The organism is Xanthomonas sp. 3058 (genome assembly GCF_014199765.1).
Lineage (GTDB): Bacteria > Pseudomonadota > Gammaproteobacteria > Xanthomonadales > Xanthomonadaceae > Xanthomonas > Xanthomonas campestris_B.
Genome location: NZ_JACHOF010000001.1, coordinates 72896 through 97814, shown reverse-complemented (window position 1 = coordinate 97814; position 24919 = coordinate 72896). Strand labels below are relative to the sequence as shown.

Here is a 24919-nt window from a genome sequence, read left to right as displayed (position 1 = left end):
TGAGGGGAGTGCGGCTACAGGTTCAAGCCTGCCCCCATCCGCCCTTCGGGCACCTTCCCCCGCAGGCGGGGGAAGGGAGCTTTTCGCTGTGGTTAGGCTGTCGGCGCGCGATGCGCTCGCGTCCCTGCAACCCGCCGCCGCTCCCTTCTCCCGCTTGCGGGAGAAGGTGCCCGAAGGGCGGATGAGGGCGCGGTTGTCGCGGTCACCCTGCTTTTAGCTCGAGCAACATCGCGCGTTTGCCAACAATCCCCAATTCCAGCCCACTCAGCCGACGCGGGGCCCCGGCCAGGCATTGGCGATCGTGCAGAACAACCGTGCGGTTTGTTCGGTGTCATACACCGCGCTGTGCGCATCGGCGGTGTTCCAGTCCAGGCCTGCCGCTTGCGCGGCGCGCGCCAGCACGGTCTGCCCGTAAGCCACACCTGCCAAGGTCACCGTGTCGAACACACTGAACGGATGGAACGGATTGCGTTTATGGCCCACGCGCGCAACCGCTGCATTGAGAAAGTTCAGATCGAAATGCGCGTTGTGGCCCACCAGGATTGCGCGTTGGCAACCATATTTCTTCACTGCCGCACGTACCGGCGCGAACACGTGGTCCAGCGCGTCCTTTTCCTGCTTGGCGAAGCGGAACGGGTGGTCGAGCACGATGCCGGTGATTTCCAGCGATTTGGGATCGATCTCCAGGCCCGGCGCCGGTACCAGATGCGCACTGGCGGTTTCCCCAGGGAAAAAACGTCCTTCGGCGTCCATTTCGATCGGTACGCAGGCAATTTCCAGTAGCGCGTGCTTGTTCCAGTCGAACCCGCCGGTCTCCACATCCACCACCACGGGCAGATAGCCGCGGAAACGCCGCGACATGGGCATCAGGGAGGGGGCAGGCTGCAGGTCGACCGGTTCGTTCATCCGCATAGCCTAGCAGGTCGCATCACCGGCTCGATCCTGGCGTTACGCATTGTTGGTCCAGGCCCTGCGCAAAAGAAGGCCCGACCCGCGTCGCCGCAGATCGGGCCAGCCCTCCGCATGTTGTTGGCAGTCTGGCCGTCAGATCAGCGGCCGGTCACCACGCTGGCAATCAGGCCGGTGGCCACTGCAATCAACACGTATTGATTGTCCACACGGCGCCACTCATGCCCGCGCGGTGGTTGCTTCAGATGATGCCTGCGGTAATCGGCGACATGGTTGCCGCGATTGCCCGGCGCCAGGCGCTCACCGCGTTTGAATGGAGGTCCATGACGGTCGTTGCGGTGGTCGTCGTGACGGATGTCGCGCCGATCTGCGCGCCTGTCATCGTGGCGGTCGTCGCGACGGTCAGGGCCATGTGCGTCATGCCGCTGTTCGATGCGAGCATGATCGTCGTGCTGCTGCTGGGGCGCAGCGAACGCTGCACCAGAGGTCAGCAGCGACAAAACCACGAGCGATCCAATGATCTGCGTCATCTGCCTACCCTGCGTCACAGGAACGGCCTGTGCCACTGCAACCTAGGTGCGATCAGATGAATACGTAATGATATTAGGCCTTTCAGCCTGCTCATCAGGGTGCCGGCAGGCGCTGCCGGCACGCGGATTCGTCAGATCACTCCGGTGGTGCTGGTGTCGTCGCGCTTCACGCGCGGTGGCAGCGGCTGTTCGCCATGCACCAGGAACCACACGTTCTCGGCGATGTTGGTGGCATGGTCGCCGATGCGCTCCAGATTCTTGGCCATGAACAACAGATGCGTGCACGGGGTGATGTTGCGCGGGTCTTCCATCATGTAGGTCAACAGCTCGCGGAACAGGGCGGTGTACTGCGCGTCCAGGCGGGCGTCTTCGTCGCGCACGCGGATGGCGGCATTGGCATCCTTGTCGCGATACGCCAGCACGGCGTCGCGCACGGCGCTGGCGGCCATCTGGCCGAGCGCGCGCAGGCCCACGGTCTGCGGCAGCGGCGGTGCGGAATTGAGTGCGATCGAACGCTTGGCGACGTTCGCCGCGTAATCGCCGATGCGTTCGATGTCGGCAGGAATCCGCAGGCCGGCCAGGATCTCGCGCAGGTCGCGCGCCATCGGCCCACGCAACGCCAGGCGCATCACGTCGTGACTGATCGCATGCTCAAGCGCATCGATCGCCTCGTCGTTGACCACGATGCGGTGTGCCGCGCTGTCGTCGCGGCGCTCCACCACATCCAGTGCGGCTTCCAGCTGCGCCACTGCCGTGTCGCCCATGCGCACGATCTCGGCGACAAGACGGTGCTGCTCCTCGTCGTAACTTTTGACGATGTGGTCGTTGAGGTGCTGGTTCATCGTGGTCTCGATTCGTGGCAATGGTGGAAGCCCGCCGCTGTGTTGGCAGCATCGCACGCGATGTAAAGAGCGTGCAGGGCAGGGTGTGACGGTGCTACTTCTTCAGTCGGGCGCTGCTGCGTAGTGGACTACATCAACCGAAGCGGCCGGTGATGTAGTCCTCGGTCTGCTGCTTGGACGGTTGCGAGAAAATCGTTTCGGTGCGGTCGTGTTCGATCAGGTCGCCCAGGTACATGAAGGCGGTGTAGTCGGACACGCGCGCGGCCTGCTGCATGTTGTGGGTCACGATGACGATCGTGTAGTCGCACTTGAGCTCTTCCACCAACTGCTCGATGCGGCTGGTGGAAATCGGGTCCAGCGCCGAGGTCGGTTCGTCCAGCAGCAACACGTCCGGCCGCAGCGCCACCGCACGTGCGATGCACAGACGTTGCTGCTGGCCGCCGGACAGGCCCAGCGCGCTTTGCCCGAGCTTGTCCTTGACCTCGTCCCATAACGCACCCTGACGCAGGGCGTGCTCGACACGATTCTGCATGTCGGCCTTGGAGAGTTTCTCGTGGTGACGGATACCGTAGGCGACGTTTTCGAAGATCGTCATCGGAAACGGCACCGGCTTCTGGAACACCATGCCGACCTTGCTGCGCAGGCGGTTCATCGGGTACTTCGGCGACAGGATGTTTTCGTTATCCAGCAACACTTCGCCACGCGCTTCCATCTTCGGGTACAGCGCGTAGATGCGATTGAAGATGCGCAGCAAGGTCGACTTGCCGCAACCGGACGGCCCGATCAGCGCGGTGACGCGCTTTTCCGGAATCTCGATGTTGATGCTCTTGAGCGCGTGGTACTTGTCGTAATAGAAATCCAGATTGCGTGCGGCCACCTTCACCGGCGCCTGCGCGCTTGGCGCCCCCTTGGCGGCCGGAACAGCGATGCGATGCATCGGCTTGGCGTTTTGGAGATCGTTCATGTCGGGTGTCCGGAGGGAAAGGTCAGTCATTGGAGATCTTGTTGCGCAATAGCAGGGCACGGGCGCCCAGGCTCACCAGCAGCACGAACACGGTCAGCACCAGCGCGCCCGACCAGGCCAGGGTCTGCCAGGTCTCGTAGGGGCTACCGGCGAACTGATTCATGATCACCGGCACGCTGGCCATCGGCTGGAACACGTTGCTGTTCCAGTACTGATTGCCGAACGCGGTGAACAGCAGCGGTGCGGTCTCGCCGCTGATGCGTGCCAGGGCCAGCAGGATGCCGGTGAGGATGCCGGCCGAAGCGGCGCGATACAGCACCTGCACGGTGACCTTCCACTGCGGAATACCCAGCGACAACGCCGCCTCGCGCATCTGCGCCGGCACCAGACGCAGCATCTCGTCGGTCGTGCGCACCACCACCGGCAGCACGATGAAGGCCAGCGACAGCGCGCCTGCAAACGCGGAGAAGCGCCCGCCGGTCTGCATCACGTACAGCGTGTAGACGAACAGGCCCAGCACGATGGACGGTGCCGACAGCAGGATGTCGTTGACGAAGCGCACCACCACGCCGGCCTTGCGCGCATTGCCGTACTCGGCCAGCCAGGTGCCGGCGGCAATGCCTAATGGCGTGCCGATCGCCAGCGCCAGGCCGCACATCACCGCACTACCGAAGAAGGCGTTGAGCAGGCCGCCTTCCTGCATCGGCGGGGGTGTCATCTTGGTGAACAGATTGACGTCGATGCCCGGCACGCCCTTGGACAGCAAGGTCCACAGGATCCAGGCCAGGAAGAACAGGCCGAACAGCGCGGTGGCGCACGACAGCAACAACGCCACCACATTGGTCACGCGGCGGCGGTTGTAGAGGGATTGCGAGGCCGAGGACATCAGTTGCCCTCCCGACGCGACAGTTGCATCAGCATGAAGCGCGCAATCGCCAGCACGATGAAGGTCACGATGAACAGCACAAAGCCCAGCAACAGCAGCGCCGACCGGTAGGTCTCGGTGGCTTCGCCGAAGTCATTGGCGATCAACGCGGCGATGGTGGTGCCAGGCTCCAGCAGCGACGGCGACAGCCGCACCGTGTTGCCGACCACGAACGCCACCGCCATGGTTTCGCCCAGCGCACGGCCCAGGCCCAGAAACACGCCGCCGATCACCGCCGAGCGCGTATATGGGAGCACGATGTCCCAGCTGACTTCCCACTTGGTCGAGCCCAGTGCGTACGCCGATTCCTTCAGGCGCGTAGGCACGGTCAAAAACACTTCGCGCATCACCGATGAAATGAACGGGATCACCATGATCGCCAGCACGAAACCAGCAGTCAGCAGACCGATGCCCAGCGGCGGCCCCTGGAACAACGGGCCGATCACCGGCAGCGTGCCCAGATGATCGTTGAGCCATGGCGTCACGTGCTCGGTCATCACCGGCACCAGCACGAACAGGCCCCACATGCCGTAGATGATCGACGGGATGCCGGCCAGCAATTCGATGGCCGTGCCCACCGGGCCACGCAACCAGCGCGGCGCCACTTCGGTGAGGAAGAACGCGATACCGAAACTCACCGGCACCGCAATCACCATCGCAATCAAGGCGGTGACCAGCGTGCCGTAGATCGGCGCCAGCGCGCCGTATTTGTTTTCGACCGGATTCCAGTCGGCGGAATAGAAAAAGCTCAGGCCCTGCATCTGCAAGGCATGGCGTCCGCCCCACAGCATCGACAGCGCAGCGCTGCCGAGTGCCAACAGGACGAAAACGACCGTGGCGGCCAACGCGAGCTTGAACAGGCGGTCGGCACGCGCATCGCGCAGGTCGCGGCCGCGTGGTGCGGTCATCGCTTCGGGAATGGCGGAGGCATTCATTCGATTGGACTCGTCACCCGCGCAAGGGCGGGAGCGTGAGACATCAGGAACGGCGAGGCGCCCGCAGGCACCTCACCGCCGAGCAGCCCGCCGTGTGGCGGGATGCAGGCATTACTTGAACTCGCTGGCCCAGTAGGACTCGATCTGCTTCACCAGCTCCGGCGGCAGCGGCACGTAATGCAATTCGCTGGCCTGCGCCTGGCCGTTTTCCAGCGCCCACTTGAAGAAGTCCAGCGTCGCCTTGCTACGCGCCGCATCCTTGGGCTGCTTGTGCATCAGCATGAAGTTGGTGGCGGTGATCGGCCAGGCCTTCTCGCCCGGTGCATTGGTGATCACCAGGTTGAAATCCTTGGCATTGGCCCAGTCGGCGCTGGCGGCAGCGGCGGCGAAGCTGTCCGCGTTCGGTTCCACCCACTGGCCGGCTGCATTCTGCAGCGAGGTGTAGGGCATCTTGTTCTGCAGTGCGTAGGCCAGCTCGACATAGCCGATCGAGCCCTTGATCTGCTGCACGTACGAGGCCACGCCTTCGTTGCCCTTGCCGCCGACGCCACCGGGCCACTGCACGGAGGTGCCTTCGCCGACCTTGCTCTTCCACTCCGGGCTGACCTTGGACAGGTAGTTGGAGAAGTTGAAGGTGGTGCCCGAACCATCCGAACGATGCACCAGGTTGATCTTGGTGGCCGGCAGGGTCACGCCCGGATTGGCCGCGACAATCGCCGCGTCGTTCCACATCGTGACCTTGCCCAGGAAGATGTCGCCCAGCAGTGCGCCGGTCAGACGCAGCTTGCCCGGTGCGATGCCTTCCACATTGACCACCGGCACCACGCCGCCGATCGCGGACGGGAACTGGCCCAGGCCGGCCTGCTGCAGTTCGGCGCTGTCCAGCGGCTTGTCGGTCGAACCGAAATCCACCGTGCCGGCCTTGATCTGCGCAATGCCGCCGCCGGAACCGATCGACTGGTAGTTCACCTTGTTGCCGGTGGCGGCGTTGTAGTCGGCCGACCACTTGGACACCAGCGGGTAGATGAAGGACGCGCCGGCACCGGAGATCTCGGCGCTCTTGCTGTCGCCGGCAGACGCACCGGCGGTGGGGGCGCCCTTGGCGGCATCGCCGGACTGCGCGTCCTTGCCTGGCGAGCAAGCGGCCAGGGCGAGGGCGATGGTGAGAGACAGGGCGGTCAGGCTGGCCGACTGCAGTTTCATGGAAGCTCCGAGGCTGGATTGGCCGGTGGGTCCGGCAGACCACGCTATGAAATGATGTTTTTGTTACACGTGCATGACAGTGCCTTCTGGCAAGCCATCACAAAAAAACGCGGACCCCAGAGGATCCGCGTCCCGGTGCCGACGCCGGGAGAGAAGCGGCGTCGTTCCTGTACGTTTTAAGAGCAACAACGACCACCTAGCCAGCGGTGCCGGACGAGCGCCGGACCCGAGTGTACGGGTGCGATATGACGATTCCAGGCGCCGGCCGCGCCCGCCTCGGTGGCGAGCACAGCCGTGACGCGGCCGCCTTAGTGGGGCAGATTCTTGGCCCAGTAGGTCTCGATCTGGGTCACCAGGCTGTCCGGCAGCGGCACGTAGTCCAACTGCTTGGCTTGCGCATCGCCCTTGCTGTAGACCCAGCGGAAGAATTCCAGCGTGTTCTTGAGGCCCGCGGCATTCTTCGGCTTCTTCTGCACCAAAATGAAGTTGGTGGCGGTGATCGGCCAGGCGTTGTCGCCGGCGGCGTTGGTCATCACCAGGTAGAAGTCCTTGCTGTTGGCCCAGTCGGCGCTGTTGGCCGCGGCGGCGAAGGTTTCATCGGACGGCTGCACGAACTTGCCGGAGGCGTTCTTCATCGCGGTGTAGGCCATCTTGTTCTGCAGCGCGTACGACAGCTCGACATAGCCGATGCCGCCCTTGATCTGCTTCACATACGCGGCCACACCCTCGTTGCCCTTGCCGCCGATCCCGGTCGGCCACTGCACGGCGGTGCCTTCGCCGACCTTGCTCTTCCAGTCCGGGTTGACCTTGGACAGGTAGTTGGTGAAGTTGAAGCTGGTGCCCGAGCCATCCGAGCGGTGCACCACGGTGATCTTGCCGTCCGGCAGCTTCACGCCCGGGTTGAGCGCGGCAATCGCCGGATCATTCCAGGTGCTGACCTTGCCCAGGAAGATATCGCCCAGTGTCTTGCCATCCAGCTTGAGCGCGCCGGGTGCAATTCCTGGCACGTTGACGACCGGCACCACGCCGCCGATCACCGACGGGAATTGCGCCAGGCCGGCTGCGGCCAGTTCTTCCGGCTTGAGCGGGGCGTCGGACGAACCGAAGTCCACGCTGGCCGCCTTGATCTGGGCAATGCCGCCGCCCGAACCGATCGATTGATAGTTGACCTGCTTCTTGGTGGCCGCGTTGTAATCGGCCGACCACTTGGACATCACCGGATAGATGAAGGATGCACCGGCACCGGTGACATCGGCAGCCTGGGCGCACAGCGCCAGCGACGCGGCGAGCACGCCGACGGCCAGACGGGTCTTGAATGCATGGATCACGGAACTACTCCTGTAGCGAAGAAGGAAAGACGTCCCGCACGGAAGCCATTGCAGGGCAAGGGTATGACCGCGCGGTGTCGCGAACATGACAGGGCAGTGACGGCAGGACGCCAGGCGCGCGTGGCCGGATCGGGCGCGCCGGCTGGGCGGTGACGGCGCCGCACGCGCTCGACCGAGCATCATGCGGCGACCGACCCGGCGATCACTTACCAATAGAACTGCGCGCGTGCCTCGATGATCGACGGGTTGTCGTCCACCAGGCCACGCGTGGCGCTGTTGTAACGGGTGCTGTCTACCTTCGCGTAGTCGAGTGCGAACTTGAAGTTGGAGCGCCAGTACCAGTTGGCACCGACGGTCCACACGTTCATCTTGCCGCCCAGCACGCCGTCCACGAACGGGGTGTTGCCGTTGGCGATCAGGTGGCCATCGTTCAGGTCCAGGGTGTCGTAGCGCACGGCCAGCTGCCACAGGCCCGATGCCGGTTCGTTCGGCAGCGGGGTGGTCGGCACGCCGGCCTTGTAGCCCCAGGTCTCGCCGGTGATGTTCCAGACGCCGCTGACGTACCAGCCGTCACTCTTGTAGTCCTGCGCGTTGTTGCCGATGCGCTTGGCGTTTTCCTGGAAATATTCGCTCTGCAGCTTGAACGGCCCGGTGACCCACATCGCCTCGGCACCGGCCACACCCACGCGATCCACATTGGTGATGGCGCCGCTGTCGATCAGACGGATGGTGGTGAGGTCGGCGTCCGGACGTGCGCGCAGGCGCAGGGTGTCGTCGTCGGTGTCGTAACCCAGGTAGCTCAGGCCGAAGTGCAGCACATTGCCGCTCTCGTTGATCGGCGCCCAGGTGCCGCGTGCACCGTAGCCGCTGCCATGGGCCTGGTTACGGGTCAGTTCGCGGCCGAAGGCACTGGCAGTCACGCTCCAGTTGTTGTCGCCCATGCCGTACGCCACGCCCAACCGGCGCGAGATGCCATAGGTATTGGTCACCGACGCCTTGGAGACGAAGTCGTTGTTCTTGGTGCTGGACAGTTCTTCCAGGCTGTTGGGCTGCTTGAACTGACCGATCTGCAGGTAATTGTTGGCGTTGCCGCCGAACTTGTACTTGATGTTGTTGTCCAGAAAACGGCCGGTGCTGCGGATGGTGGTGCCGCGGATGGTCACTTCCTTCAGCACACTCGGGTCGTACCCGGCCACCCATTCGACGTTGCCCGGGCCCTTGCCCTTGAGCACCAACTCGGCGCGACGGATGCTGAATTCGGAATTGTCGCCATTGGCGCCGATCGGACCATTGAGGTCCTGCACATCGTTGTGGAACCAGTTGCCGTCGGCCTGGACCAGGCCTTCGAGCGAGATCTCCGAGCCACCGATCATGTCGATGGCGATTTCAGCATGTGCAGCAGGCGCAGCCAGCGCCAGCAATAGGGCGGAGCCAAGCAGGGTCGGAGAGAGTTTCATGGGTGCGCTGCAACCTGAGAGAAAGTGAGCGCAGGCTATGGCGTGAAAGTTGCGTTAATGTGACAACTTGAGATCGCGTCGTTATTTTATTTTTGCCAATCAAGACAATGATTTACGTGTGTTTAGATCTTGTCAGAATGTGTCAGAAGTCTGAACGAGGCGGTGGGTTATGACAACTATGACACTGCCTGAAACGCCGGTGCCGCCGAGCTCTACCATGCTGTGACCTGAACCGGAGTTTCCGCGCGGCGACTTATCCCCGCATTGGTGCGTCGCACCACTTGCACTGGGGCGGTCTAAATTGTTAGTTTCGAGGCCATGTTTCCTCGATTCCTCCACTTGCTGTTGGTCTGCCTGCTCGCGCTCACGGCGTGGTCGGCAGCCAATGCGCACACCCGCATCCACGATGCGCTGGTGAGCGATGGCGTGGCGGTGATGGTGGATGCTGGCGAAGAACGCGACGCAGCCGAAGATCTGCAGGACGACGCGGACGCACAGTCCCAGGTCGATACGCACTCTGCAGACGACATCCCCTTGCTCTCCCAAGCATGGCCGGTGGTCGCGCGGTATTTTCCCTCTTGGTACGCGCATTACGCGCCAGCATCTCAAAAACGCGACCTGATCCCGCAACTGCGTCCTCCTAACGCACTGCGCGCCTGATCCCTCGTTCGTCGCGTCAACCGGTGCCACGCACCGGACTCCTTTTTGATTTGTTCGTCTTTGCAGTTCGCGGCTTGCGCCGCGGATGGCCTTTTCGTTGCCTAGAGGTATCTCCCATGGAAAGTTTGCTTGATGGTTTTCGTCATTTCCGCAAGGAAGTGTATCCGCGTCAGAGCGCGCGCTTTCATGAACTCGCTGCCGGCCAGAAGCCGCATACGTTGTTCATCACCTGCGCCGATTCACGCGTCATGCCGGAGCTGATCTTCTCCGCGCAGCCGGGCGAGTTGTTCGTCTATCGCAACATCGGCAATGTCGTGCCGCCTTATTCGCAGCACGTCAGTGGCGTGGTTGCCGCCATCGAGTACGCCATCGCCGTGCTGGGTGTGCGTCATATCGTGGTCTGTGGCCACACCGATTGCGGCGCCATGAAGGCGGTGCTCAAGCCGGAATCGCTGGAAACCGTGCCCACCGTCGCGGCCTGGCTCAAGCACACCGATGCTGCGCGTCACGTTACCGAACACCACGGTCACGATCCGCAGAGTCAGGAAGCACTGAACTGCATGACCGAGGAGAACGTGGTCTCGCAGCTGGATCATCTGCGTACGCAGCCAGTGGTTGCAGCACGTCTGGCTGCCGGCACCCTGCGCATCCATGGCTGGATCTATGACATCGCCCATGGCGAGATCAGCGCCTTCGATGCCGAGAAGGGTGGCTTCCGCTCTTTGCTGGGCGAGAACACACCCGAAGCCACCCCGCGCCCGCGACTGCAGCAAGCAGTCCGTGCCGAACTTGCCTGACCGGAGCCGACCATGAACACATCAGGTATCGGCGGATATTTCCGTCAAGGACTGTTTGGACGTGATTTGCTTTCGTCTGTGGTGGTCTTTCTTGTCGCGCTGCCGCTGTGCATGGGCATTGCGATCGCTTCCGGCATGCCGCCTGCCACAGGCTTGATCACCGGCATCATCGGTGGACTGGTCGTCGGGTTCCTGGCGGGCTCTCCCTTGCAGGTGAGCGGACCGGCCGCCGGCCTGGCTGTGTTGGTGTTTGAACTGGTCCGCGAGCACGGCATCGCGGCGCTCGGCCCGGTGATCCTGCTGGCCGGTGCGATCCAGCTGGTTGCCGGTCTGTGCCGCGCAGGCGTGTGGTTCCGGATGACCTCGCCGGCCGTGGTGGCCGGTATGTTGTCGGGTATCGGCATCCTGATCGTGGCATCGCAGGCGCACGTGCTGATGGACGCCGCTCCCAAGGCGCGCGGTCTGGAAAACTTCGCTGCATTGCCCGCCGTCGTATGGCAGGCGATCACCGAAGGGACCGGACGCACTGCGTTGTTCGTGGGTCTGGCCACCATCGGCATCATCCTGGCGTGGGACAAGCTGCGTCCGCAGCGCCTGCGGTTTTTGCCGGGTGCGTTGATCGCAGTGGTCGTGGTGACCGCGACGGTGCAGTTGCAGGGTCTGAACGTCAACAAGGTCGATGTCCCGACCAACCTGTTCTCGGCGATCACCATTCCCAGCTTTTCGGACATCTTCGGGGTGTTCAATGCCACCTTGCTGGTCTCCGCGGTGACCTTTGCCTTCATCGCCAGCGCGGAAACCTTGCTGTCGGCGGCGGCAGTGGATCGCATGCATCAGGGCGCGCGCACCCAGTACGACCGTGAGCTGGCGGCGCAGGGCGTGGGCAACATGCTGTGCGGTTTCCTGGGCGCACTGCCGATGACCGGTGTGATCGTGCGTAGCGCGGCCAATGTGCAGGCAGGTGCGGCCACGCGTGCATCGACCATCCTGCATGGCAGTTGGTTGCTGGTATTCGCGATGCTGCTGCCGTGGCTGTTGCGGATGACGCCGGTGGCGTGTCTGGCCGGCATCCTGGTCTACACTGGCGTGAAGATGATCAAGATCGGGCAGGTCAAGGAGCTGGCGACCTATGGTCGTGGCACTGCGGCGATCTACCTGGCGACCACCTTTGCGATCGTGGCGACCGACCTGCTGACCGGTGTGTTGATCGGCTTCGGTCTGTCGCTGTTCCGTCTGGCCCTGCACTCGTCGCGCCTGAAAGTGGACGTGCGCGAGCACGAGCACAAGAAGGACGAAATGCATCTGACCCTGCAGGGCTCGGCCACGTTCCTGAAAGTGCCGGCGATGGCGCGGACGCTGGAAAGTGTGCCGCCCAATACCGCACTGCATCTGGACGTGGCCAAGCTGCATCACGTCGACCACGCCTGCATCGAGTTGTTGCGCGACTGGAGCCGGAATGCGGCATCGCGCGGCTGCGAACTGGTAGTGGACTGGAACGAGCTGGATCGACGCGTGGAAGGCCAGCCGAAGGTGGAAAGCGTGCTGGTCGAACAGCGCGTGGAACAAGCCAAGGCGGCGTAAACCTGCTGCAAGCGCCCGGCGTCCGCGCCGGGTGACCTCTGTCGTGACCGGGTGATGCATGGCGCCGCAAGACGCATCATCCGGTCACGATTTTTTTTGGCCGGGAATCTGAAATCGGGAATCGGGATTGGGGAGTCGGAAACGCCGGGATTGGCCGTGCTGGTACGAGACGCCTGGTGCCTGGCTAGGTGTTGCGACGGTTTTGCTAAGAGCAGCTAACAAAACCTGGCGAGCGAGCGCCTGTCAGTGAGTGCAGTGGTTTTGTCGGTCGTATCTTGGTGGATGCAGTCAGAAGTCCAGATCAAACACGGAGTGGGTCGAATGCGCGGTGCCCTCACCGCTGGCGGGACACGCCGTGAACCCGTCCCTGGAGGCTCGGTGGCGGCATCCATGCCGCCACACGGTCCCGCCAGCGGTGAGGACACCGCACCAGAGACTCCGCTGGTTGCTTGGTTTAAACCCATGCATGCCGACCATCTCGACTGGTCCTTGCCCGTCCAGCGTCGTGGGACCTTACGCGGCATGGATGCCGCGTAAGAGCTACAAGGACGTACTTGCAGCGTGTCCCGCGACGCTGGGCGGGCAAGGGCCCTGCAGCCAGGCCGCAGATAGCCGGCCTGCAGTAGGCTGACGCGAAGTCGTTTTGTTAGCCGCTCTAAGGCGTGTCAGCCATGTTGATTCAGATTGCGTCAGCTTTTGGGAATTGTCGGCCGTTCGGCTGGCGCCGGGGTCTTGTCGCGGTAGCGGCATAGATCGTGGATCACGCAGCCTGGGCAATCGGGTTTGCGTGCCTTGCAGACGTAGCGGCCATGCAGAATCAGCCAGTGATGTGCGTCATGCAGAAAGTCCGCAGGAATGACCTTGACCAGCGTGTCCTCGACCGCGCGCACGTCCTTGCCCGGCGCAAGACCGGTGCGGTTAGCGACGCGGAAGATATGCGTGTCCACCGCCATGGTGGGCTCGCCGTACGCGGTGTTGAGCACCACGTTCGCGGTCTTGCGACCGACGCCCGGTAGCGCCTCCAGTGCCGCGCGATCGCGCGGCACCTCGCCACCATGTTGCTCCAGCAAGATCTTGCAGGTGGCGATGACGTTCTTTGCCTTGGCGTTGAACAGGCCGATGGTGGCGATGTAGCGCTTCAGGCCTTCTTCGCCAAGCTCCAGAATAGCGCCTGGCGTGTTGGCCACCGGATACAGCTTGCGGGTGGCCTTGTTGACGCCGACGTCGGTGGCCTGCGCCGATAGCAGCACGGCGATCAACAGCTCGAACGGCGTGGTGTATTCCAGCTCGGTGGTCGGGTGCGGATTGAGTTCGCGCAGGCGCTCGAACATTTCCTGGACGTCGGTTTTGCGCATATTGCTGCCGCGCCGTCTCGGCGCAGCGGGACGTGCCTCGTTCATGGCTGCGCTCCACCGGCAGCCTTGGCCTTGGCGCGGGCCAGGATCGCGGCGGCCAGCGGCGGCAACGCCGGTGTTGCCGGTTGGCTTGGGACGGGTGCAGGTGCTCGGCGTGCATCGCGTTCGGCGGCGCGACGTTGCAGACGTGCGGCGCGTGCGCGGTAGCGTTCACGTGCCGCCCAGGCATCGCGCAGGCGGTGCTGTGCGGCCATCACGATCGCGCGCACATGCGGGCACGCCGGGTCCAGCAGGTCGTCGCGTGGATCGGGCTGGTACTCCATCAAACCGAGTGTCAGCGCGCGATCGAGATCGTCGGCTTGCACGCAGTCGACTAATTGCAGCGGTAGCGGACGCGTTGCCGGTGTGGGGTCGAACGTCATGGTCGATGAATCAGCGATTGCGGAAATGCGCGGGGCGCTTGTCGAGAAACGCGCGGGTGCCTTCGCGCATGTCGTCGCTTGCGAACAGCAACGCGAATTGCGCGGTTTCCAGCTGCAGGCCTTCTTCGATGGCGCATTCGCCACCGAACACCACCGCATCCAGAATGCCGCGCAGGGCCAACGGTGCGGCATTGGCCAGGCGCTGTGCCAACGCCAGCGTTTCTTCCTGCAACGCCTCCGGCTCCACCACGCGGTTGACCAGACCCAACTGCAATGCGCGCGCCGCATCGATCGGCAGGCCGAGCAGGCACAGCTCCAGCGCCGCCGCCCGCCCGGTCAGGCGCAACAGCCGTTGCGTGCCGCCGAAGCCGGGGATCAGGCCGAGATTGATTTCCGGCTGTCCCAGGCGTGCGGTGGATGCGGCGATGCGCAGATGGCAGGCCATGGCCAGCTCCAGCCCGCCGCCGAGCGCAAATCCATTCACCATCGCGATCACCGGCTTGGGCATCCGTTCGATGCGGCGCATCAGGTGCTGGCCGAGCAGCGAGAACTCGCGTCCCCGCATCGCCGACAGATCGCACATTTCAGCGATATCGGCGCCTGCGACAAACGCCTTGGGACCGGCGCCGGTGAGAATCACCGCGCGTACGTTGTCCGCGCCTGCGGCGTCCAGGAACGCCTGGTCCAGTGCCCGCAGCGTTTCCTGGTTCAAGGCGTTCAGTTTGTCCGGTCGATTGACCGTGATCGTCCGTACACTGGCGTGGTCGGCGATCAGAATGACGTGATTGGACATGGAAATCCTTGCGAACGTAAAAAATTAGTAAATGCGGAACTTCCGAAAGCCTTGCTGGTCATAGCTTTCGTGATAAGTAGCGGTTCGGTATCGCGGCCGCTATCCTAGCGCGTCATCTCAGGCGGCAGACCCGTCCTGTGCCACCACCCTGGAGAATTGTTTGATGAAGTTGCGTTCTATCGCGGTCGCTGTGGCGGCCCTGGCCCTGACGGGCAATGCACTGGCCCAGGACACGACGTCCGAGAAGGGCAAGTTGAGCTACTACTTCGGTTATGACTACGGCAACAACCTTGCCGAGCTCACCGGTCGCGGCGAGCAGCTCGACATCAACTCGGTGGTAAAGGGGTTGCAGGACGCCTATGCCAAGAAGCAGCCGGCAATCACCGCCGACCAGCTGAAGCCGGCCGTCGAAGCGTTCCAGAAGCGTGAGCAGGGCCGTGCCCAGCAAGCCAAGGCCGAGTACGAAAAGGCCGCTGCCGCCAACAAGACCAAGAGCGACCAGTTCCTGGCCAAGAACAAGGGCACCGCTGGCGTGCAGACGCTGCCGAGCGGCGTGCAGTACCGCGTGATCGAGGCAGGCAAGGGCGCCAAGCCGACCCAGGCCAGCACCGTGCAGCTGGAAGTGGCCGGTCCGTTCCCGTTCGGCGACCGCGAGAAGGCACGTCCGGCCCAGCAGATCCCGGCCATCAAGGTCAGCGAAGTCGAAATGCAGGCCATGCGCGACACGCTGCTGCAGATGCCGGCCGGTTCGAAGTGGGAAGTGACCCTGCCGCCGGAAAAGGCATACGGTGCCGATCCGCGGACGCCGTTCCCGCCGAACGTGGCTGTGCAGTTCGAGATCAAGCTGGTCAGCGTCAAGTAATTGCGTTTGATGGTGCGTTGACAACGCCGGCCACCAGGCCGGCGTTGTCGTTTATCGCATCGGTGGCCGATGACATGGACCGGTGCGCGACGCAGCGGTGGCAGGAGCGAGCGATGACAGGCACCGATTCCGATCCCAGCAGTCTGCCCAGCCCGTGTATCGGTGTATGTTCGTTGGACGCGCAGTCGCACTGCGTCGGCTGCTTGCGCAGTCTTGATGAAATTGCACGTTGGATGAGCATGAGCGACGCCGAACGCCAGCGGTATCTGCACACGGTGCTGCCTGCACGCGCCCTGGCTGCGCGCTTGCCCGAGTCTGCGCAACTGCGGCGGGCGTTGTATCCGCTGGAGACCGCGCCTGCCGGCCCGGGCTGGAATCATGCCGAATTGATCGATCTGACCGAGGCGGGTGCGTCCGCCGAGGCCGCTGTGCTGTGCGGTCTGGTGCCGCGCGCGCAGGGCACCATGGTGCTGTTGACGCGGCGTACCGACAGCCTGCGCCACCACGCCGGACAGGTCAGCTTTCCGGGTGGGCGGATCGAGCCGTCGGATGCGGATGTGGCCGCCGCCGCCTTGCGTGAGAGTTGCGAAGAGATCGCGCTTGGCGCCGATCAGGTGCATGCGCTGGGCTATCTGGATCCGTTTCTGACCGTGAGCGGTTTTCGCGTGACGCCGGTGGTTGCGGTGATCGACCCGGCATTCGTGCCGGTACCGCAGCCTGACGAAGTGGCCGAGGTGTTCGAGGTGCCGTTGGCCTACCTGATGGACCCGGATAATCTACGCAGCGTGGCGCTGGAGTTTCGCGGTCGGCCGCGCCAGGTGTTGGAATACGACTGGCCCGGGCAGCGCATCTGGGGCGCCACTGCGGCCATCCTTCTGAATCTTCGTCGTCGCCTGGAGCAGGTTGCATGAGGACTGAGCTCAACTGGACCACGCTGGTCGACAGCACCACGCTGGCGGCCGCCCTGCAGCATCCGCAACTGCGCTTGCTGGACGCGCGCGCAGCGCCGCCGACCGCGCCGGACCCGGACGCCGCACGCAAGGCATACGCGCAGGGGCATCTGCCAGGCGCGCAGTACGCCGATCTCGATACCGATCTGGCCGATCTGTCGCGGCCTGCGCAAGGGCGCCATCCGCTGCCGCAGAGCGCTGCCTTCGCCAAGCGTCTGGGCGCGTGGGGCATCGATCCTGACAGCCAGGTGGTGGTTTACGACGCCGGCGACGGCAGCATGGCCGCCGCGCGGGCATGGTGGATGTTGCGACTGATGGGGCATCGCCGTGTGGCGGTGCTCGATGGCGGGTTTTCCGCCTGGCGCGCTGCCGGATTGCCGGAAACCACCGAGCATTCGGAGCTGAGCGACGGTCCGGCCTATCCGGGCAGTTTCGATCACGACGCCGTGGTCGAGGCCGAGCAGATCCTGGCGCGGTTGGATCAGGCGCCGGGCTGGTTGCTGGATGCGCGCGCGGGCGAGCGCTTTCGCGGGGAGGTGGAGCCGATCGATCCGGTGGCCGGGCATGTGCCGGGTGCGCTGAGTCGCCCGCTGGGTCTGAGCCTGCGCGATGGGCGTTTCAAACCGGCCGACGAATTGCGTACTGAGCTGTCTGCGCTGCTGGGTGCGTATCGGCCCGAGCAGGTGGTGGTGATGTGCGGATCCGGCGTGACCGCCTGCCATCTGCTGCTGGCGCTGGAAGTTGCCGGGTTGTCGGGTGCGCGTGTTTACGCCGGTTCCTGGAGTGGTTGGTTGCAGGATCGGTCGCGACCGGTCGCGACCACGACCTGATTGCAGGCACAATAGCCGCAGGAACGGTGGTCTGTGGGGGACGCAGACTCGCTGCGCGGAGCGCAGTTTCTCGCAGTGCTGGGTGAATGCATGCGGTTGCAGTTGCAAGTTGGCGCGTTATGCGTCGCGGCGTCGTTGATGACTGCGTGTTCGGCAGGGTCGACGACTGGCGCCAGCGATGCGCGGGTTGCCGATCATCGAAAAGGCGATGGGTCCGGGGTGGCGTACCAGCTCGAGCTGGCGCACACGCGTGCACAGCGGTTGAAGCAGTTGCGCGCGCCCGACGGCTGGCTGAGCTACACCGGCTCCGGTCGCGTGCGTGCGGGCCAGTATCGCGTGGGCAGCGATCCGCACAGCGATATCGTGTTGCCGGCCGGTCCTGCGCAGTTGGGGAGGCTGAGCCTGGACAACCACGGCTACGTCTACTTCAAGGCCGCCGCCGGTGCAGTGGTTACCTTGAATGGCCGGCGCGTCGACCAGGTCACCCTGGATTCGGAACGGGCAGGGCAGCGCGGCGATCGCCTGGATATCGACGGCCGGGAGTTCTATGTGGTGCAGACCGGCAGCCTGTTCGGCTGGCGGTTCCGCGACCCGACGGCGGCGGCGCTGAAGCAGTTCGATGGTCTGGAATATTTCCCGACCGACCCGCGTTGGCGTATCCAGGCGCAGTGGCAGCCCTATGCCACACCGCGTACGACGATCTTGCTGACCTCGATCGGTACACCGCTGACGGTAGAGCTGCTCGGCGAAGCGGTGTTTTCGCGCAATGGCCAGCAATATCGGTTGCAGCCGCTGTTGCGCGAGGACGGGAAAGGGCTGTTTTTCCTGTTTGCCGATCGCACCAGTGGCAAGGAGAGTTATGGCGGCGCACGCTATCTCTACACGCCGCTGCCACGCGATGGCCGCGTCACGCTCGATTTCAATCTGGCAGAAAACCCTCCCTGCGCGCTGACGCAGCATGTGGTTTGCCCGATCGCCCCACCAGAAAACCGGCTGGATGTGGCGGTGAATGCAGGCGAGATGACGTATCGCGCAGCGGAGCGCTGAGCGCGATGCGAGTGACCCCGACCTCTGTGATGCGCGTTGATTGCGGCATGCAAGCGCGGCCAACACGAGTGCGCAGGGCTGCTTGAAGGCCGCATGTCGGCGAGACACTCGCTGTGCAGGGCGGGGGAGCGTTGCAGGGCTTGCTGACCGCATCGCCAGCTTGCGTCGACAGGCGGCGGCTTGCCGCACCGACACCACGCGCACGCGTCAGGTAACGCGCTCAGCGCGGCGTATGCGACCAACTCACCGCAGCTTCGATCTGCGGCCACGGGAACAGCGGGCCGGGGTCGAGCTTGCGTTGGATCTTGCGCGACGGATCGTCGCTGGCCGCTTCCTGGGTGGTGTCCAGGGCCTGGTGCCCGGCAATCCGGCGCACCGACGGCAGCTGTTGTTGCAGCCATTGCAGCAGCGTGATCAGTGCGGCGATCTGCGCCGGCGGATACGGCTCGGTCATCGTCTGGTGGCGCGAATCCAGCCAATGCGGATAACGGCCGCTGTTGACCAGTTCGATGCCCAGCGTATGCGGGTTGTGGCCGCGCACGTGGTGGGCGACGCGCTCCAGGGCGACGTATTGCTGGATGCTGCCGTTGCGATCGATGTAGTAATGCCCGCTGTTGCCAGTGCCGCTGTCGTACAGCACGCGCTCGCCGTATTCGCGCGCCATCGCCATGTCCGGCAACTCGGTGCAATGGATGACCACCATGTCGATCTGGGTGAGCGCGCGGCGCGCCAGCCGCGATTCGTAGGACAACGGTGCGTAGGTGATCGGCGGAGACGGCAGGACGGCATCGGACATGGGACGAATGCTAGCATTCGACGATGGCTTTGAATCCCGACAGCCCATTGGGCAAATTGATGGCAACGCTCCCGCAGACCGGTCAGCTGACCTGGATCGGCGTGCGCCCGGCGCGCGATGTGGACATGATCGAGGTGGACGCGGCGCAGGCCACCACCGGCATTGGCCTGGTCGGTGATCGCTACAAGGGCGGCAGCGGCAAGCGCGGCGTGACCTTGATCCAGGCCGAGCACCTGCCGGTGATTGCGGCACTGACTGGTCACGCAACGATTGCGGCCGCCATGTTGCGGCGCAATCTGATGGTCTCGGGCATTCCGTTGATCGCCTTGAAAGGGCGGCGCTTTCGCATCGGCGAGGTCGAGCTGGAAGGCACCGATCCGTGCGATCCGTGTTCGCGCATGGAAGATGCATTGGGTGCCGGTGGCTATAACGCCATGCGCGGCCATGGTGGGCTGTGCGCCCGTATCCTGCGTGGCGGCGTGCTGCGCCTTGGCGATACGGTGCAGGCGCTATGAGTCGCGGTCACTGCATCCTGTCGCACGGGTTCGAAAGCGGTCCCGACGCGCTGAAAGTCACTGCCTTGGCCAATGTCGCCGAGCAGCTGGGCTGGACGCACGAGCGCCCGGATTACACCGACCTGGATGCGCGCCGCGAGGTGAGTGCGCTCGGCGATGTGCGTGGCCGCCTGCAACGCTTGCTGGAGATCGCGCGTGCGGCCGCCGACAGGGGCCCGCTGGTGTTGGTCGGTTCCAGCCTGGGCTCGTATGTCGCCGCGCAGGTGTCGCTGCAGGTGCCCACGCGCGGATTGTTTCTGATGGTGCCGCCAACCCGGATGGGGCCCTTGCCGGCGCTGGATGCGGCGCAGATACCGATTTCGATCGTGCATGCCTGGCGCGACGAACTGATTCCTGCCGTTGATGTGATCGCCTGGGCGCAGCCGCGTGGTGCGCGCCTGTTGTTGGTCGATGACGATCATCGCCTCGCGGCGCATGTGGATGCCTCTGCACGTGCGTTCGCCGAACTGTTGCAGAGCCTGTGATGCGCCGCCGCCCGATCGACTGGTGCCTGCAGGATTGCCGATGAACGTCCTGATCCGCGAAGCCAGCGAAGGCGATGCAGCCGCCATCGAGATCCTGACGATGGTCGCGTTCATGCCCGCCGAGCACAGCCGGCATGACGAACAGCACGTGATCGCCGCCTTGCGCGACGACGGCGCACTGGCGTTGTCGTTGGTGGCCGACCATGACGGCTATGTCGTCGGCCATGTGGCAGTGTCACCGGTGTCGCTGTCGGACGATTCGCCCGGTTGGTACGCGCTGGGGCCGCTGGCAGTGGGGCCGGGACACCAACGGCAAGGGCTGGGCACGCGGTTGGTGCAGGCCGCACTGGCCAGCTTGCGCGAGCGGGGCGCAGCCGGTTGTCTGGCGCTTGGCGAGCCGGCGTTCTTCCAGCGGCTGGGCTTTGCGGTGGAGCCGGGGCTGGTAGTGCCCGATGTGCCCGTCTCCGAGCTGCAGGCGCTGGCATTCGGCGACCGCCTGCTGCCGCTCGCCGATGTGTCCTATCACCCGGCATTCGGCTTGGGCTGAGTGCACCCGGTGGCCGTTCACTGCGCGGGTGTTGTCGCAGCACCTGCAGGGTTAGACTGGTCGCACAGCAACTGCCTGAGGATCGGTCCAATGCGCCATTGATGCCGCCGTCGTGATGACGGCCTGACCCGCTGCTGATCCGGTTGGATCGGTGCGTGTGCTGGCATGCAATGGAGACGCTGATGACCTGTCCGTCGCTGACGCTGCAAAGCGTGGCGTATGCGCTGCCCGATGGCAGCCCGCTATTTTCCGATTTGAGTATCCACATCGACCAACGCGCCACTGGCCTGGTCGGGCGTAATGGCGTGGGCAAGAGCGTACTGGGACGCCTGCTGGCCGGCGAGTTGCTGCCCAGCGCCGGGCGCTGCGTGCGCAACGGCAGCGTGCATTACCTGCCGCAGCGGGTGAGCGTTGCGCCGGGGCAGCGCATTGCCGACTTGGCCGGGATTGCGCCGCTGCTGGATGCGTTGGACAGGATCGCCGCCGGTAGCGTTGCGCCAGACGATTTCGAACTGGTCGGCGAGCGCTGGACGGCACACGAACACTTCGCCGCAGAACTCGAACGGCAAGGGTTGGGAGGGCGCGATCCGCGAGCACCGTCCGCGCAACTCAGCGGCGGCGAAGCGATGCGCGTGGCGCTGGCCGGCGCGTTTGTGACCCAGCCGGACCTGTTGATTCTGGACGAGCCCAGCAATCACCTGGATGGCCCGCAACGCCAGCGGCTGATGGATCAATTGCAGGCATGGAGCGCTGGCTTGCTGGTGATCAGCCACGATCGCCTGTTGCTGGACACGATGCAGCGCATCGTCGAAGTGTCTGCCCACGGGCTCCGCAGCTACGGCGGCAATTACGCGTTCTATGCGCAGCAGCGCGCGCTGGAACAGCAGGCGGCCGGCGATCTGCTGGCCCAGCGCAAGCACGCACGCGCGCGCGGCGAGCAGGCGCTGCGCGAGCAGCATCGGCGTCAACAACAACGCCAGGCGCGGGGCGCACGTGCCGCCGGGCAGGCCAATCAGGCATCGATCCTGCTCGGCGGGCAGAAGCAGCGCAGCGAGGTCAGCGCCGGCCGGCTGCAACAGCACCATCAGGCCGAACAGGCGCGGCTGCGCGAGGCGGTGGTGCAGGCCGCAGCGCAGGTGGAGATCGATTCGACAATCGCGTTGCTGGCGCCGGCAACGCCAGCCGGCGTCGCATCGCGGCGGTTGGCGGCGCTGCAGCAGGTGGAACTTGCAAACGGGCGACTGGGCGGGCGACGGCTGGAGCTGTTGTTGCATGGGCCGCTGCGGATTGGCCTGGTCGGCCCCAACGGCAGCGGGAAGTCGGCGTTGCTGCAGCTGTTGGCCGGGCGCCTGCAGCCCAGCGCAGGGCGGTGCGAGGTGCATGTCCCGGTGGCGTATCTGGACCAGGACGTGGGGTTGCTGGATCCGGCGCGTTCGGCCGCTGCACACCTGCAGGATGCAGACCCGGGCGCTCAGGCCCATGCACAGCGGCTGCGCCTGGCGTTGCTGGGACTGGATCAGACACGCGCCGACCTGCCCACCGGCCAGCTCAGCGGCGGGCAGCGGCTCAAGGCGGCGTTGGCCTGCGCGCTGTACCGGGCGCAGCCGGCGCAGTTGCTCTTGCTGGACGAGCCGACCAACCACCTGGATCTGGCCTCGGTGGACGCGATCGAAGCGCTGCTGCGCAGCTATGCCGGTGCACTGATCGTCGCTTCGCACGATGCCGCGTTCCTGCAGCGGCTGGGGCTGCGGCAGCGCCTGGATACCGCGCAAGCGCAGTGGCGGCTGGCACCGTGGTGAACCGCGCAGCGGGCGATGCGGCCGCCGGGCTGGTAAAGCCGGCGCCGATGGCCGACCATTTGCGCCCCGCCCGCAGCGGCCACGGCATTGCCCTCCACGGCGCCGGCCCAGCGTCCTGCTCTCACGCTCGCCACGACGGCCGGCGTCTCCATCGATACCTGCCTACGTGAAATTCTTCGCATCCTGTGCCAAGGGCCTGGAATACCTGCTTGCCGACGAGCTGCTGTCGCTCGGCGCCAGCAAGGCCACCGCCACCATCTCCGGCGTCAACGTCGAGGGCGACATGCGTGACGCGCAACGCGCCGTCCTGTGGTCGCGCCTGGCCAGTCGCGTGCTGTGGCCGTTGAGCGAGTTCGATTGCCCGGACGAGGACGCGCTGTATGCCGGCGTGTCCGCGTTGCCGTGGGACGAGCACCTGTCCGTCGGCCACACGCTGTCGGTGGATGCGCATGTCTCCGGCACTGCGATCACGCACGCGCGTTACGCGGCGCAGCGGATCAAGGACGCCGTGGTCGACACCATGCGCCGGCAGGGCCTGGAGCGCCCGTCGGTGGATGTGGAAAGCCCGGATCTGCGCCTGAACCTGTCGCTGCGCAAGGGCCGCGCCACCATCTCGGTGGATCTGGGCGGTGGCCCGCTGCATCGGCGCGGCTGGCGCATGGCGCAGAACGAAGCGCCGCTGAAGGAAAACCTGGCCGCAGCGGTGTTGCTGCGCGCCGGTTGGCCGCGCGCGTACGCCGAGGGCGGTGGCCTGCTGGATCCGATGTGCGGCAGCGGCACCTTGTTGATCGAAGGCGCGCTGATGGCCGCCGACGTCGCGCCCGGGCTGCAGCGCTATGGCAGTGATCTCCCCAGCCGCTGGCGCGGCTTTGACCGCGAGGGCTGGCAGCAGCTGGTGAGCGACGCGCGCGAGCGCGACAGTCTCGGCCGCGCCGCGCTCAAGCAGGTGATCCACGGCAGCGACATGGATCCGCATGCGATCCGCGCGGCCAAGGAGAACGCGCATGTGGCCGGCGTGGCCGAGGCGATCTGGTTCGGCGTGCGTGAGGTGGGCGATCTGCAGACTCCGCCGCAGGCCACCGGCGTGGTGGTGTGCAATCCGCCTTACGACGAGCGTCTGGCGGCCGACGCGGCGCTGTACCGCCGCCTGGGCGACACCTTGCAGCGCGCCGTGCCGCAATGGCGGGCCAGCCTGCTGTGCGGCAATGCCGAGCTGGCCTATGCCACCGGGCTGCGCGCGGGCAAGAAGTATCAGCTGTTCAACGGCGCGATCGAATGCGCGTTGATCGTCTGCGACCCGATCGCGGTGCCGCGGCGCACCCCGTTGGCCGCACCGACCGCGCTCAGCGAAGGTGCGCAGATGGTCGCAAACCGTTTGCGCAAGAATCTGCAGAAGTTCAAGAAGTGGCGCGCGCGCGAAGGCATCGAATGCTTCCGCGCCTACGACGCCGATCTGCCGGAATATTCCGCTGCCATCGACGTCTATCAGCAAGCCGATGGCGATCGCCGCGTGTTTCTGCATGTGCAGGAATATGCCGCGCCGGCGACGATTCCCGAAGCCGATGTGCGCCGTCGTCTGGGCGAACTGCTGGCCGCCGCGCGCGAGGTGTTCGAGGTGCCGGGCGAGCGCGTGGCGCTCAAATCGCGCGAGCGTGGCAAGGGCGGCAGCAAGTACGGCCGCTTCGAGCAGCGCAATGAGGTCATCAATGTGCGCGAGCACGGCGCCTTGCTGCGGGTGAATCTGTTCGATTACCTGGACACCGGCCTGTTTCTGGACCATCGCCCGTTGCGCGGCACCATGGCCACGCAATCCAGGGGGCGGCGCTTTCTCAACCTGTTCTGCTACACCGGCGTGGCCAGCGTGCAGGCGGCGGTGGCCGGCGCCAGCTCCACCACCAGCGTGGATCTGTCCGGCACCTATCTGCAGTGGTGCGCCGACAACCTGGCCTTGAACGGGCAGGCCGGCAGCAAGCACAAGCTGGTGCAGGCCGATGCGCTGGCCTGGCTGGAAGCCGAGCGCGCGCATTTCGACGTGATCTTCTGCGACCCGCCGACCTTCTCCAATTCCGCGCGCGCCGAAGACTTCGACATCCAGCGCGAGCACGTGCGCCTGCTGCGTGCGGCAGTGGCGCGGCTGGCGCCGGGCGGGGTGCTGTATTTCTCCAACAACTTCCGTCGCTTCAAGCTGGACGAGGAGCTGGTGGCCGAGTTCGCGCAGTGCGAGGAAATCAGCCCGCGTACCATCGATCCGGATTTCGAACGGCATGCGCGGATTCATCGGGCGTGGCGGTTGACGGCGTAAGGTCGCCCGGGTCGCGTCTGCCGGCCCGGGGTGCGCGTTGCGCTAT

Annotated in this window: 26 protein-coding genes; 13 read left to right on the top strand and 13 right to left on the bottom strand. The window is 65.0% G+C overall.

Annotated elements, in window-relative coordinates; translation table 11 throughout:
* Positions 1 to 264 precede the first annotated feature (264 nt).
* From rnt to GGR61_RS00445, 9 genes are all read right to left on the bottom strand, one after another.
* Positions 265 to 912, bottom strand: coding sequence for a ribonuclease T (gene rnt, locus GGR61_RS00485; protein ID WP_184620097.1), 648 nt, complete (start codon positions 910 to 912; stop codon positions 265 to 267).
* A 137-nt stretch (positions 913 to 1049) separates the two neighbouring features.
* A complete protein-coding gene (locus tag GGR61_RS00480) occupies positions 1050 to 1439 on the bottom strand; it encodes an RcnB family protein (protein WP_184620096.1) in 390 nt (129 codons plus the stop codon).
* A 131-nt stretch (positions 1440 to 1570) separates the two neighbouring features.
* Positions 1571 to 2281, bottom strand: a complete 711-nt coding sequence (phoU, locus tag GGR61_RS00475) for a phosphate signaling complex protein PhoU (RefSeq protein WP_184620095.1) — start codon at positions 2279 to 2281, stop codon at positions 1571 to 1573.
* Positions 2282 to 2414: 133 nt separating this feature from the next.
* A complete protein-coding gene (gene pstB / locus GGR61_RS00470) occupies positions 2415 to 3245 on the bottom strand; it encodes a phosphate ABC transporter ATP-binding protein PstB (RefSeq protein ID WP_184406172.1) in 831 nt (276 codons plus the stop codon).
* Between the two features lie 22 nt (positions 3246 to 3267).
* On the bottom strand, positions 3268 to 4131 hold the full coding sequence (gene pstA / locus GGR61_RS00465) for a phosphate ABC transporter permease PstA (protein WP_184406174.1): 864 nt from the start codon (positions 4129 to 4131) through the stop codon (positions 3268 to 3270).
* Positions 4131 to 5105 carry a phosphate ABC transporter permease subunit PstC gene (pstC, locus tag GGR61_RS00460; RefSeq protein ID WP_184620094.1) on the bottom strand — a complete coding sequence of 325 codons (975 nt, stop codon included), beginning with the start codon at positions 5103 to 5105 and terminating at the stop codon, positions 4131 to 4133. Before pstC ends, pstA begins: the two co-directional genes overlap by 1 nt.
* A gap of 111 nt (positions 5106 to 5216) precedes the next feature.
* Positions 5217 to 6308 carry a phosphate ABC transporter substrate-binding protein PstS gene (pstS, locus tag GGR61_RS00455; RefSeq protein ID WP_184406177.1) on the bottom strand — a complete coding sequence of 364 codons (1092 nt, stop codon included), beginning with the start codon at positions 6306 to 6308 and terminating at the stop codon, positions 5217 to 5219.
* A gap of 308 nt (positions 6309 to 6616) precedes the next feature.
* Positions 6617 to 7636 carry a phosphate ABC transporter substrate-binding protein PstS gene (pstS, locus tag GGR61_RS00450; protein ID WP_184406179.1) on the bottom strand — a complete coding sequence of 340 codons (1020 nt, stop codon included), beginning with the start codon at positions 7634 to 7636 and terminating at the stop codon, positions 6617 to 6619.
* A 206-nt stretch (positions 7637 to 7842) separates the two neighbouring features.
* Positions 7843 to 9093 (bottom strand): OprO/OprP family phosphate-selective porin, encoded by a 1251-nt coding sequence (locus GGR61_RS00445; RefSeq protein WP_184620093.1) that lies wholly within the window; start codon positions 9091 to 9093, stop codon positions 7843 to 7845.
* A gap of 339 nt (positions 9094 to 9432) precedes the next feature.
* Here GGR61_RS00445 and GGR61_RS00440 point away from each other — a divergent pair, with 339 nt between their 5' ends.
* The 3 genes from GGR61_RS00440 (at position 9433) to GGR61_RS00430 (ending at position 12131) form a co-directional block, all read left to right on the top strand.
* On the top strand, positions 9433 to 9753 hold the full coding sequence (locus GGR61_RS00440) for a hypothetical protein (protein WP_184406321.1): 321 nt from the start codon (positions 9433 to 9435) through the stop codon (positions 9751 to 9753).
* Between the two features lie 116 nt (positions 9754 to 9869).
* The gene (locus GGR61_RS00435) at positions 9870 to 10550 is read left to right on the top strand and encodes a carbonic anhydrase (protein ID WP_184406183.1); all 681 of its coding nucleotides are present in this window, start codon (positions 9870 to 9872) and stop codon (positions 10548 to 10550) included.
* A gap of 12 nt (positions 10551 to 10562) precedes the next feature.
* Positions 10563 to 12131, top strand: a complete 1569-nt coding sequence (locus GGR61_RS00430) for a SulP family inorganic anion transporter (RefSeq protein WP_184406185.1) — start codon at positions 10563 to 10565, stop codon at positions 12129 to 12131.
* 689 nt (positions 12132 to 12820) lie between these two features.
* On the opposite strand, the gene nth is transcribed toward GGR61_RS00430, so the two are convergent.
* The 3 genes from nth to GGR61_RS00415 are packed head-to-tail and all read right to left on the bottom strand — an operon-like array spanning position 12821 to position 14701.
* Positions 12821 to 13531: an endonuclease III gene (gene nth, locus GGR61_RS00425; RefSeq protein WP_184406187.1), complete on the bottom strand. Its 711-nt coding sequence runs from the start codon at positions 13529 to 13531 to the stop codon at positions 12821 to 12823.
* Positions 13528 to 13908 carry a hypothetical protein gene (locus tag GGR61_RS00420; RefSeq protein WP_184406189.1) on the bottom strand — a complete coding sequence of 127 codons (381 nt, stop codon included), beginning with the start codon at positions 13906 to 13908 and terminating at the stop codon, positions 13528 to 13530. Before GGR61_RS00420 ends, nth begins: the two co-directional genes overlap by 4 nt.
* Positions 13909 to 13918: 10 nt before the next feature.
* Positions 13919 to 14701 (bottom strand): enoyl-CoA hydratase-related protein, encoded by a 783-nt coding sequence (locus GGR61_RS00415; RefSeq protein WP_184620092.1) that lies wholly within the window; start codon positions 14699 to 14701, stop codon positions 13919 to 13921.
* Between the two features lie 163 nt (positions 14702 to 14864).
* Between GGR61_RS00415 and GGR61_RS00410 the strand changes: the two genes are divergently transcribed.
* The 4 genes from GGR61_RS00410 to GGR61_RS00395 all read left to right on the top strand — a co-directional run bounded on the left by GGR61_RS00410 (position 14865) and on the right by GGR61_RS00395 (position 18390).
* Positions 14865 to 15563 carry an FKBP-type peptidyl-prolyl cis-trans isomerase N-terminal domain-containing protein gene (locus GGR61_RS00410; RefSeq protein WP_184406192.1) on the top strand — a complete coding sequence of 233 codons (699 nt, stop codon included), beginning with the start codon at positions 14865 to 14867 and terminating at the stop codon, positions 15561 to 15563.
* Between the two features lie 113 nt (positions 15564 to 15676).
* Complete coding sequence (locus GGR61_RS00405; protein WP_184406194.1) at positions 15677 to 16474, top strand: CoA pyrophosphatase; 798 nt, start codon at positions 15677 to 15679, stop codon at positions 16472 to 16474.
* Positions 16471 to 17343, top strand: a complete 873-nt coding sequence (locus GGR61_RS00400) for a sulfurtransferase (RefSeq protein ID WP_184620091.1) — start codon at positions 16471 to 16473, stop codon at positions 17341 to 17343. Before GGR61_RS00405 ends, GGR61_RS00400 begins: the two co-directional genes overlap by 4 nt.
* A gap of 90 nt (positions 17344 to 17433) precedes the next feature.
* A complete protein-coding gene (locus GGR61_RS00395; RefSeq protein ID WP_184620090.1) occupies positions 17434 to 18390 on the top strand; it encodes a DUF1684 domain-containing protein in 957 nt (318 codons plus the stop codon).
* A 220-nt stretch (positions 18391 to 18610) separates the two neighbouring features.
* Here the strand turns inward: GGR61_RS00395 and GGR61_RS00390 are convergent, their stop codons facing one another.
* Entirely contained in the window at positions 18611 to 19186 is a 576-nt protein-coding gene (locus GGR61_RS00390) for an N-acetylmuramoyl-L-alanine amidase (protein WP_184406199.1), read from the bottom strand.
* A gap of 23 nt (positions 19187 to 19209) precedes the next feature.
* On the opposite strand from GGR61_RS00390, the gene GGR61_RS00385 reads away from it, so the two are divergent.
* The 6 genes from GGR61_RS00385 (at position 19210) to rlmKL (ending at position 24873) form a co-directional block, all read left to right on the top strand.
* Entirely contained in the window at positions 19210 to 19701 is a 492-nt protein-coding gene (locus GGR61_RS00385) for an MOSC domain-containing protein (protein WP_184406201.1), read from the top strand.
* Positions 19698 to 20225 (top strand): YqiA/YcfP family alpha/beta fold hydrolase, encoded by a 528-nt coding sequence (locus GGR61_RS00380; RefSeq protein WP_184620089.1) that lies wholly within the window; start codon positions 19698 to 19700, stop codon positions 20223 to 20225. The genes GGR61_RS00385 and GGR61_RS00380 overlap by 4 nt, the downstream gene beginning before the upstream one ends.
* Positions 20226 to 20265: 40 nt before the next feature.
* On the top strand, positions 20266 to 20772 hold the full coding sequence (locus tag GGR61_RS00375; RefSeq protein WP_184620088.1) for an N-acetyltransferase: 507 nt from the start codon (positions 20266 to 20268) through the stop codon (positions 20770 to 20772).
* 182 nt (positions 20773 to 20954) lie between these two features.
* Positions 20955 to 22571, top strand: a complete 1617-nt coding sequence (locus GGR61_RS00370) for an ATP-binding cassette domain-containing protein (protein ID WP_184620087.1) — start codon at positions 20955 to 20957, stop codon at positions 22569 to 22571.
* On the top strand, positions 22550 to 22741 hold the full coding sequence (locus GGR61_RS21330; RefSeq protein WP_084217860.1) for a hypothetical protein: 192 nt from the start codon (positions 22550 to 22552) through the stop codon (positions 22739 to 22741). Before GGR61_RS00370 ends, GGR61_RS21330 begins: the two co-directional genes overlap by 22 nt.
* Complete coding sequence (rlmKL, locus tag GGR61_RS00365) at positions 22738 to 24873, top strand: bifunctional 23S rRNA (guanine(2069)-N(7))-methyltransferase RlmK/23S rRNA (guanine(2445)-N(2))-methyltransferase RlmL (protein ID WP_184620086.1); 2136 nt, start codon at positions 22738 to 22740, stop codon at positions 24871 to 24873. Before GGR61_RS21330 ends, rlmKL begins: the two co-directional genes overlap by 4 nt.
* Positions 24874 to 24919: the final 46 nt, after the last annotated feature.

Bases quoted from the DNA above. Each gene is read 5' to 3' on its own strand.
- rnt (WP_184620097.1), bottom strand. From the start codon at position 912: ATGCGGATGAACGAACCGGTCGACCTGCAGCCTGCCCCCTCCCTGATG.
- GGR61_RS00480 (WP_184620096.1), bottom strand. From the start codon at position 1,439: ATGACGCAGATCATTGGATCGCTCGTGGTTTTGTCGCTGCTGACCTCT.
- phoU (WP_184620095.1), bottom strand. From the start codon at position 2,281: ATGAACCAGCACCTCAACGACCACATCGTCAAAAGTTACGACGAGGAG.
- pstB (WP_184406172.1), bottom strand. From the start codon at position 3,245: ATGAACGATCTCCAAAACGCCAAGCCGATGCATCGCATCGCTGTTCCG.
- pstA (WP_184406174.1), bottom strand. From the start codon at position 4,131: ATGTCCTCGGCCTCGCAATCCCTCTACAACCGCCGCCGCGTGACCAAT.
- pstC (WP_184620094.1), bottom strand. From the start codon at position 5,105: ATGAATGCCTCCGCCATTCCCGAAGCGATGACCGCACCACGCGGCCGC.
- pstS (WP_184406177.1), bottom strand. From the start codon at position 6,308: ATGAAACTGCAGTCGGCCAGCCTGACCGCCCTGTCTCTCACCATCGCC.
- GGR61_RS00445 (WP_184620093.1), bottom strand. From the start codon at position 9,093: ATGAAACTCTCTCCGACCCTGCTTGGCTCCGCCCTATTGCTGGCGCTG.
- GGR61_RS00435 (WP_184406183.1), top strand. From the start codon at position 9,870: ATGGAAAGTTTGCTTGATGGTTTTCGTCATTTCCGCAAGGAAGTGTAT.
- GGR61_RS00430 (WP_184406185.1), top strand. From the start codon at position 10,563: ATGAACACATCAGGTATCGGCGGATATTTCCGTCAAGGACTGTTTGGA.
- nth (WP_184406187.1), bottom strand. From the start codon at position 13,531: ATGAACGAGGCACGTCCCGCTGCGCCGAGACGGCGCGGCAGCAATATG.
- GGR61_RS00420 (WP_184406189.1), bottom strand. From the start codon at position 13,908: ATGACGTTCGACCCCACACCGGCAACGCGTCCGCTACCGCTGCAATTA.
- GGR61_RS00415 (WP_184620092.1), bottom strand. From the start codon at position 14,701: ATGTCCAATCACGTCATTCTGATCGCCGACCACGCCAGTGTACGGACG.
- GGR61_RS00410 (WP_184406192.1), top strand. From the start codon at position 14,865: ATGAAGTTGCGTTCTATCGCGGTCGCTGTGGCGGCCCTGGCCCTGACG.
- GGR61_RS00405 (WP_184406194.1), top strand. From the start codon at position 15,677: ATGACAGGCACCGATTCCGATCCCAGCAGTCTGCCCAGCCCGTGTATC.
- GGR61_RS00400 (WP_184620091.1), top strand. From the start codon at position 16,471: ATGAGGACTGAGCTCAACTGGACCACGCTGGTCGACAGCACCACGCTG.
- GGR61_RS00395 (WP_184620090.1), top strand. From the start codon at position 17,434: ATGCGGTTGCAGTTGCAAGTTGGCGCGTTATGCGTCGCGGCGTCGTTG.
- GGR61_RS00390 (WP_184406199.1), bottom strand. From the start codon at position 19,186: ATGTCCGATGCCGTCCTGCCGTCTCCGCCGATCACCTACGCACCGTTG.
- GGR61_RS00385 (WP_184406201.1), top strand. From the start codon at position 19,210: ATGGCTTTGAATCCCGACAGCCCATTGGGCAAATTGATGGCAACGCTC.
- GGR61_RS00380 (WP_184620089.1), top strand. From the start codon at position 19,698: ATGAGTCGCGGTCACTGCATCCTGTCGCACGGGTTCGAAAGCGGTCCC.
- GGR61_RS00375 (WP_184620088.1), top strand. From the start codon at position 20,266: ATGAACGTCCTGATCCGCGAAGCCAGCGAAGGCGATGCAGCCGCCATC.
- GGR61_RS00370 (WP_184620087.1), top strand. From the start codon at position 20,955: ATGACCTGTCCGTCGCTGACGCTGCAAAGCGTGGCGTATGCGCTGCCC.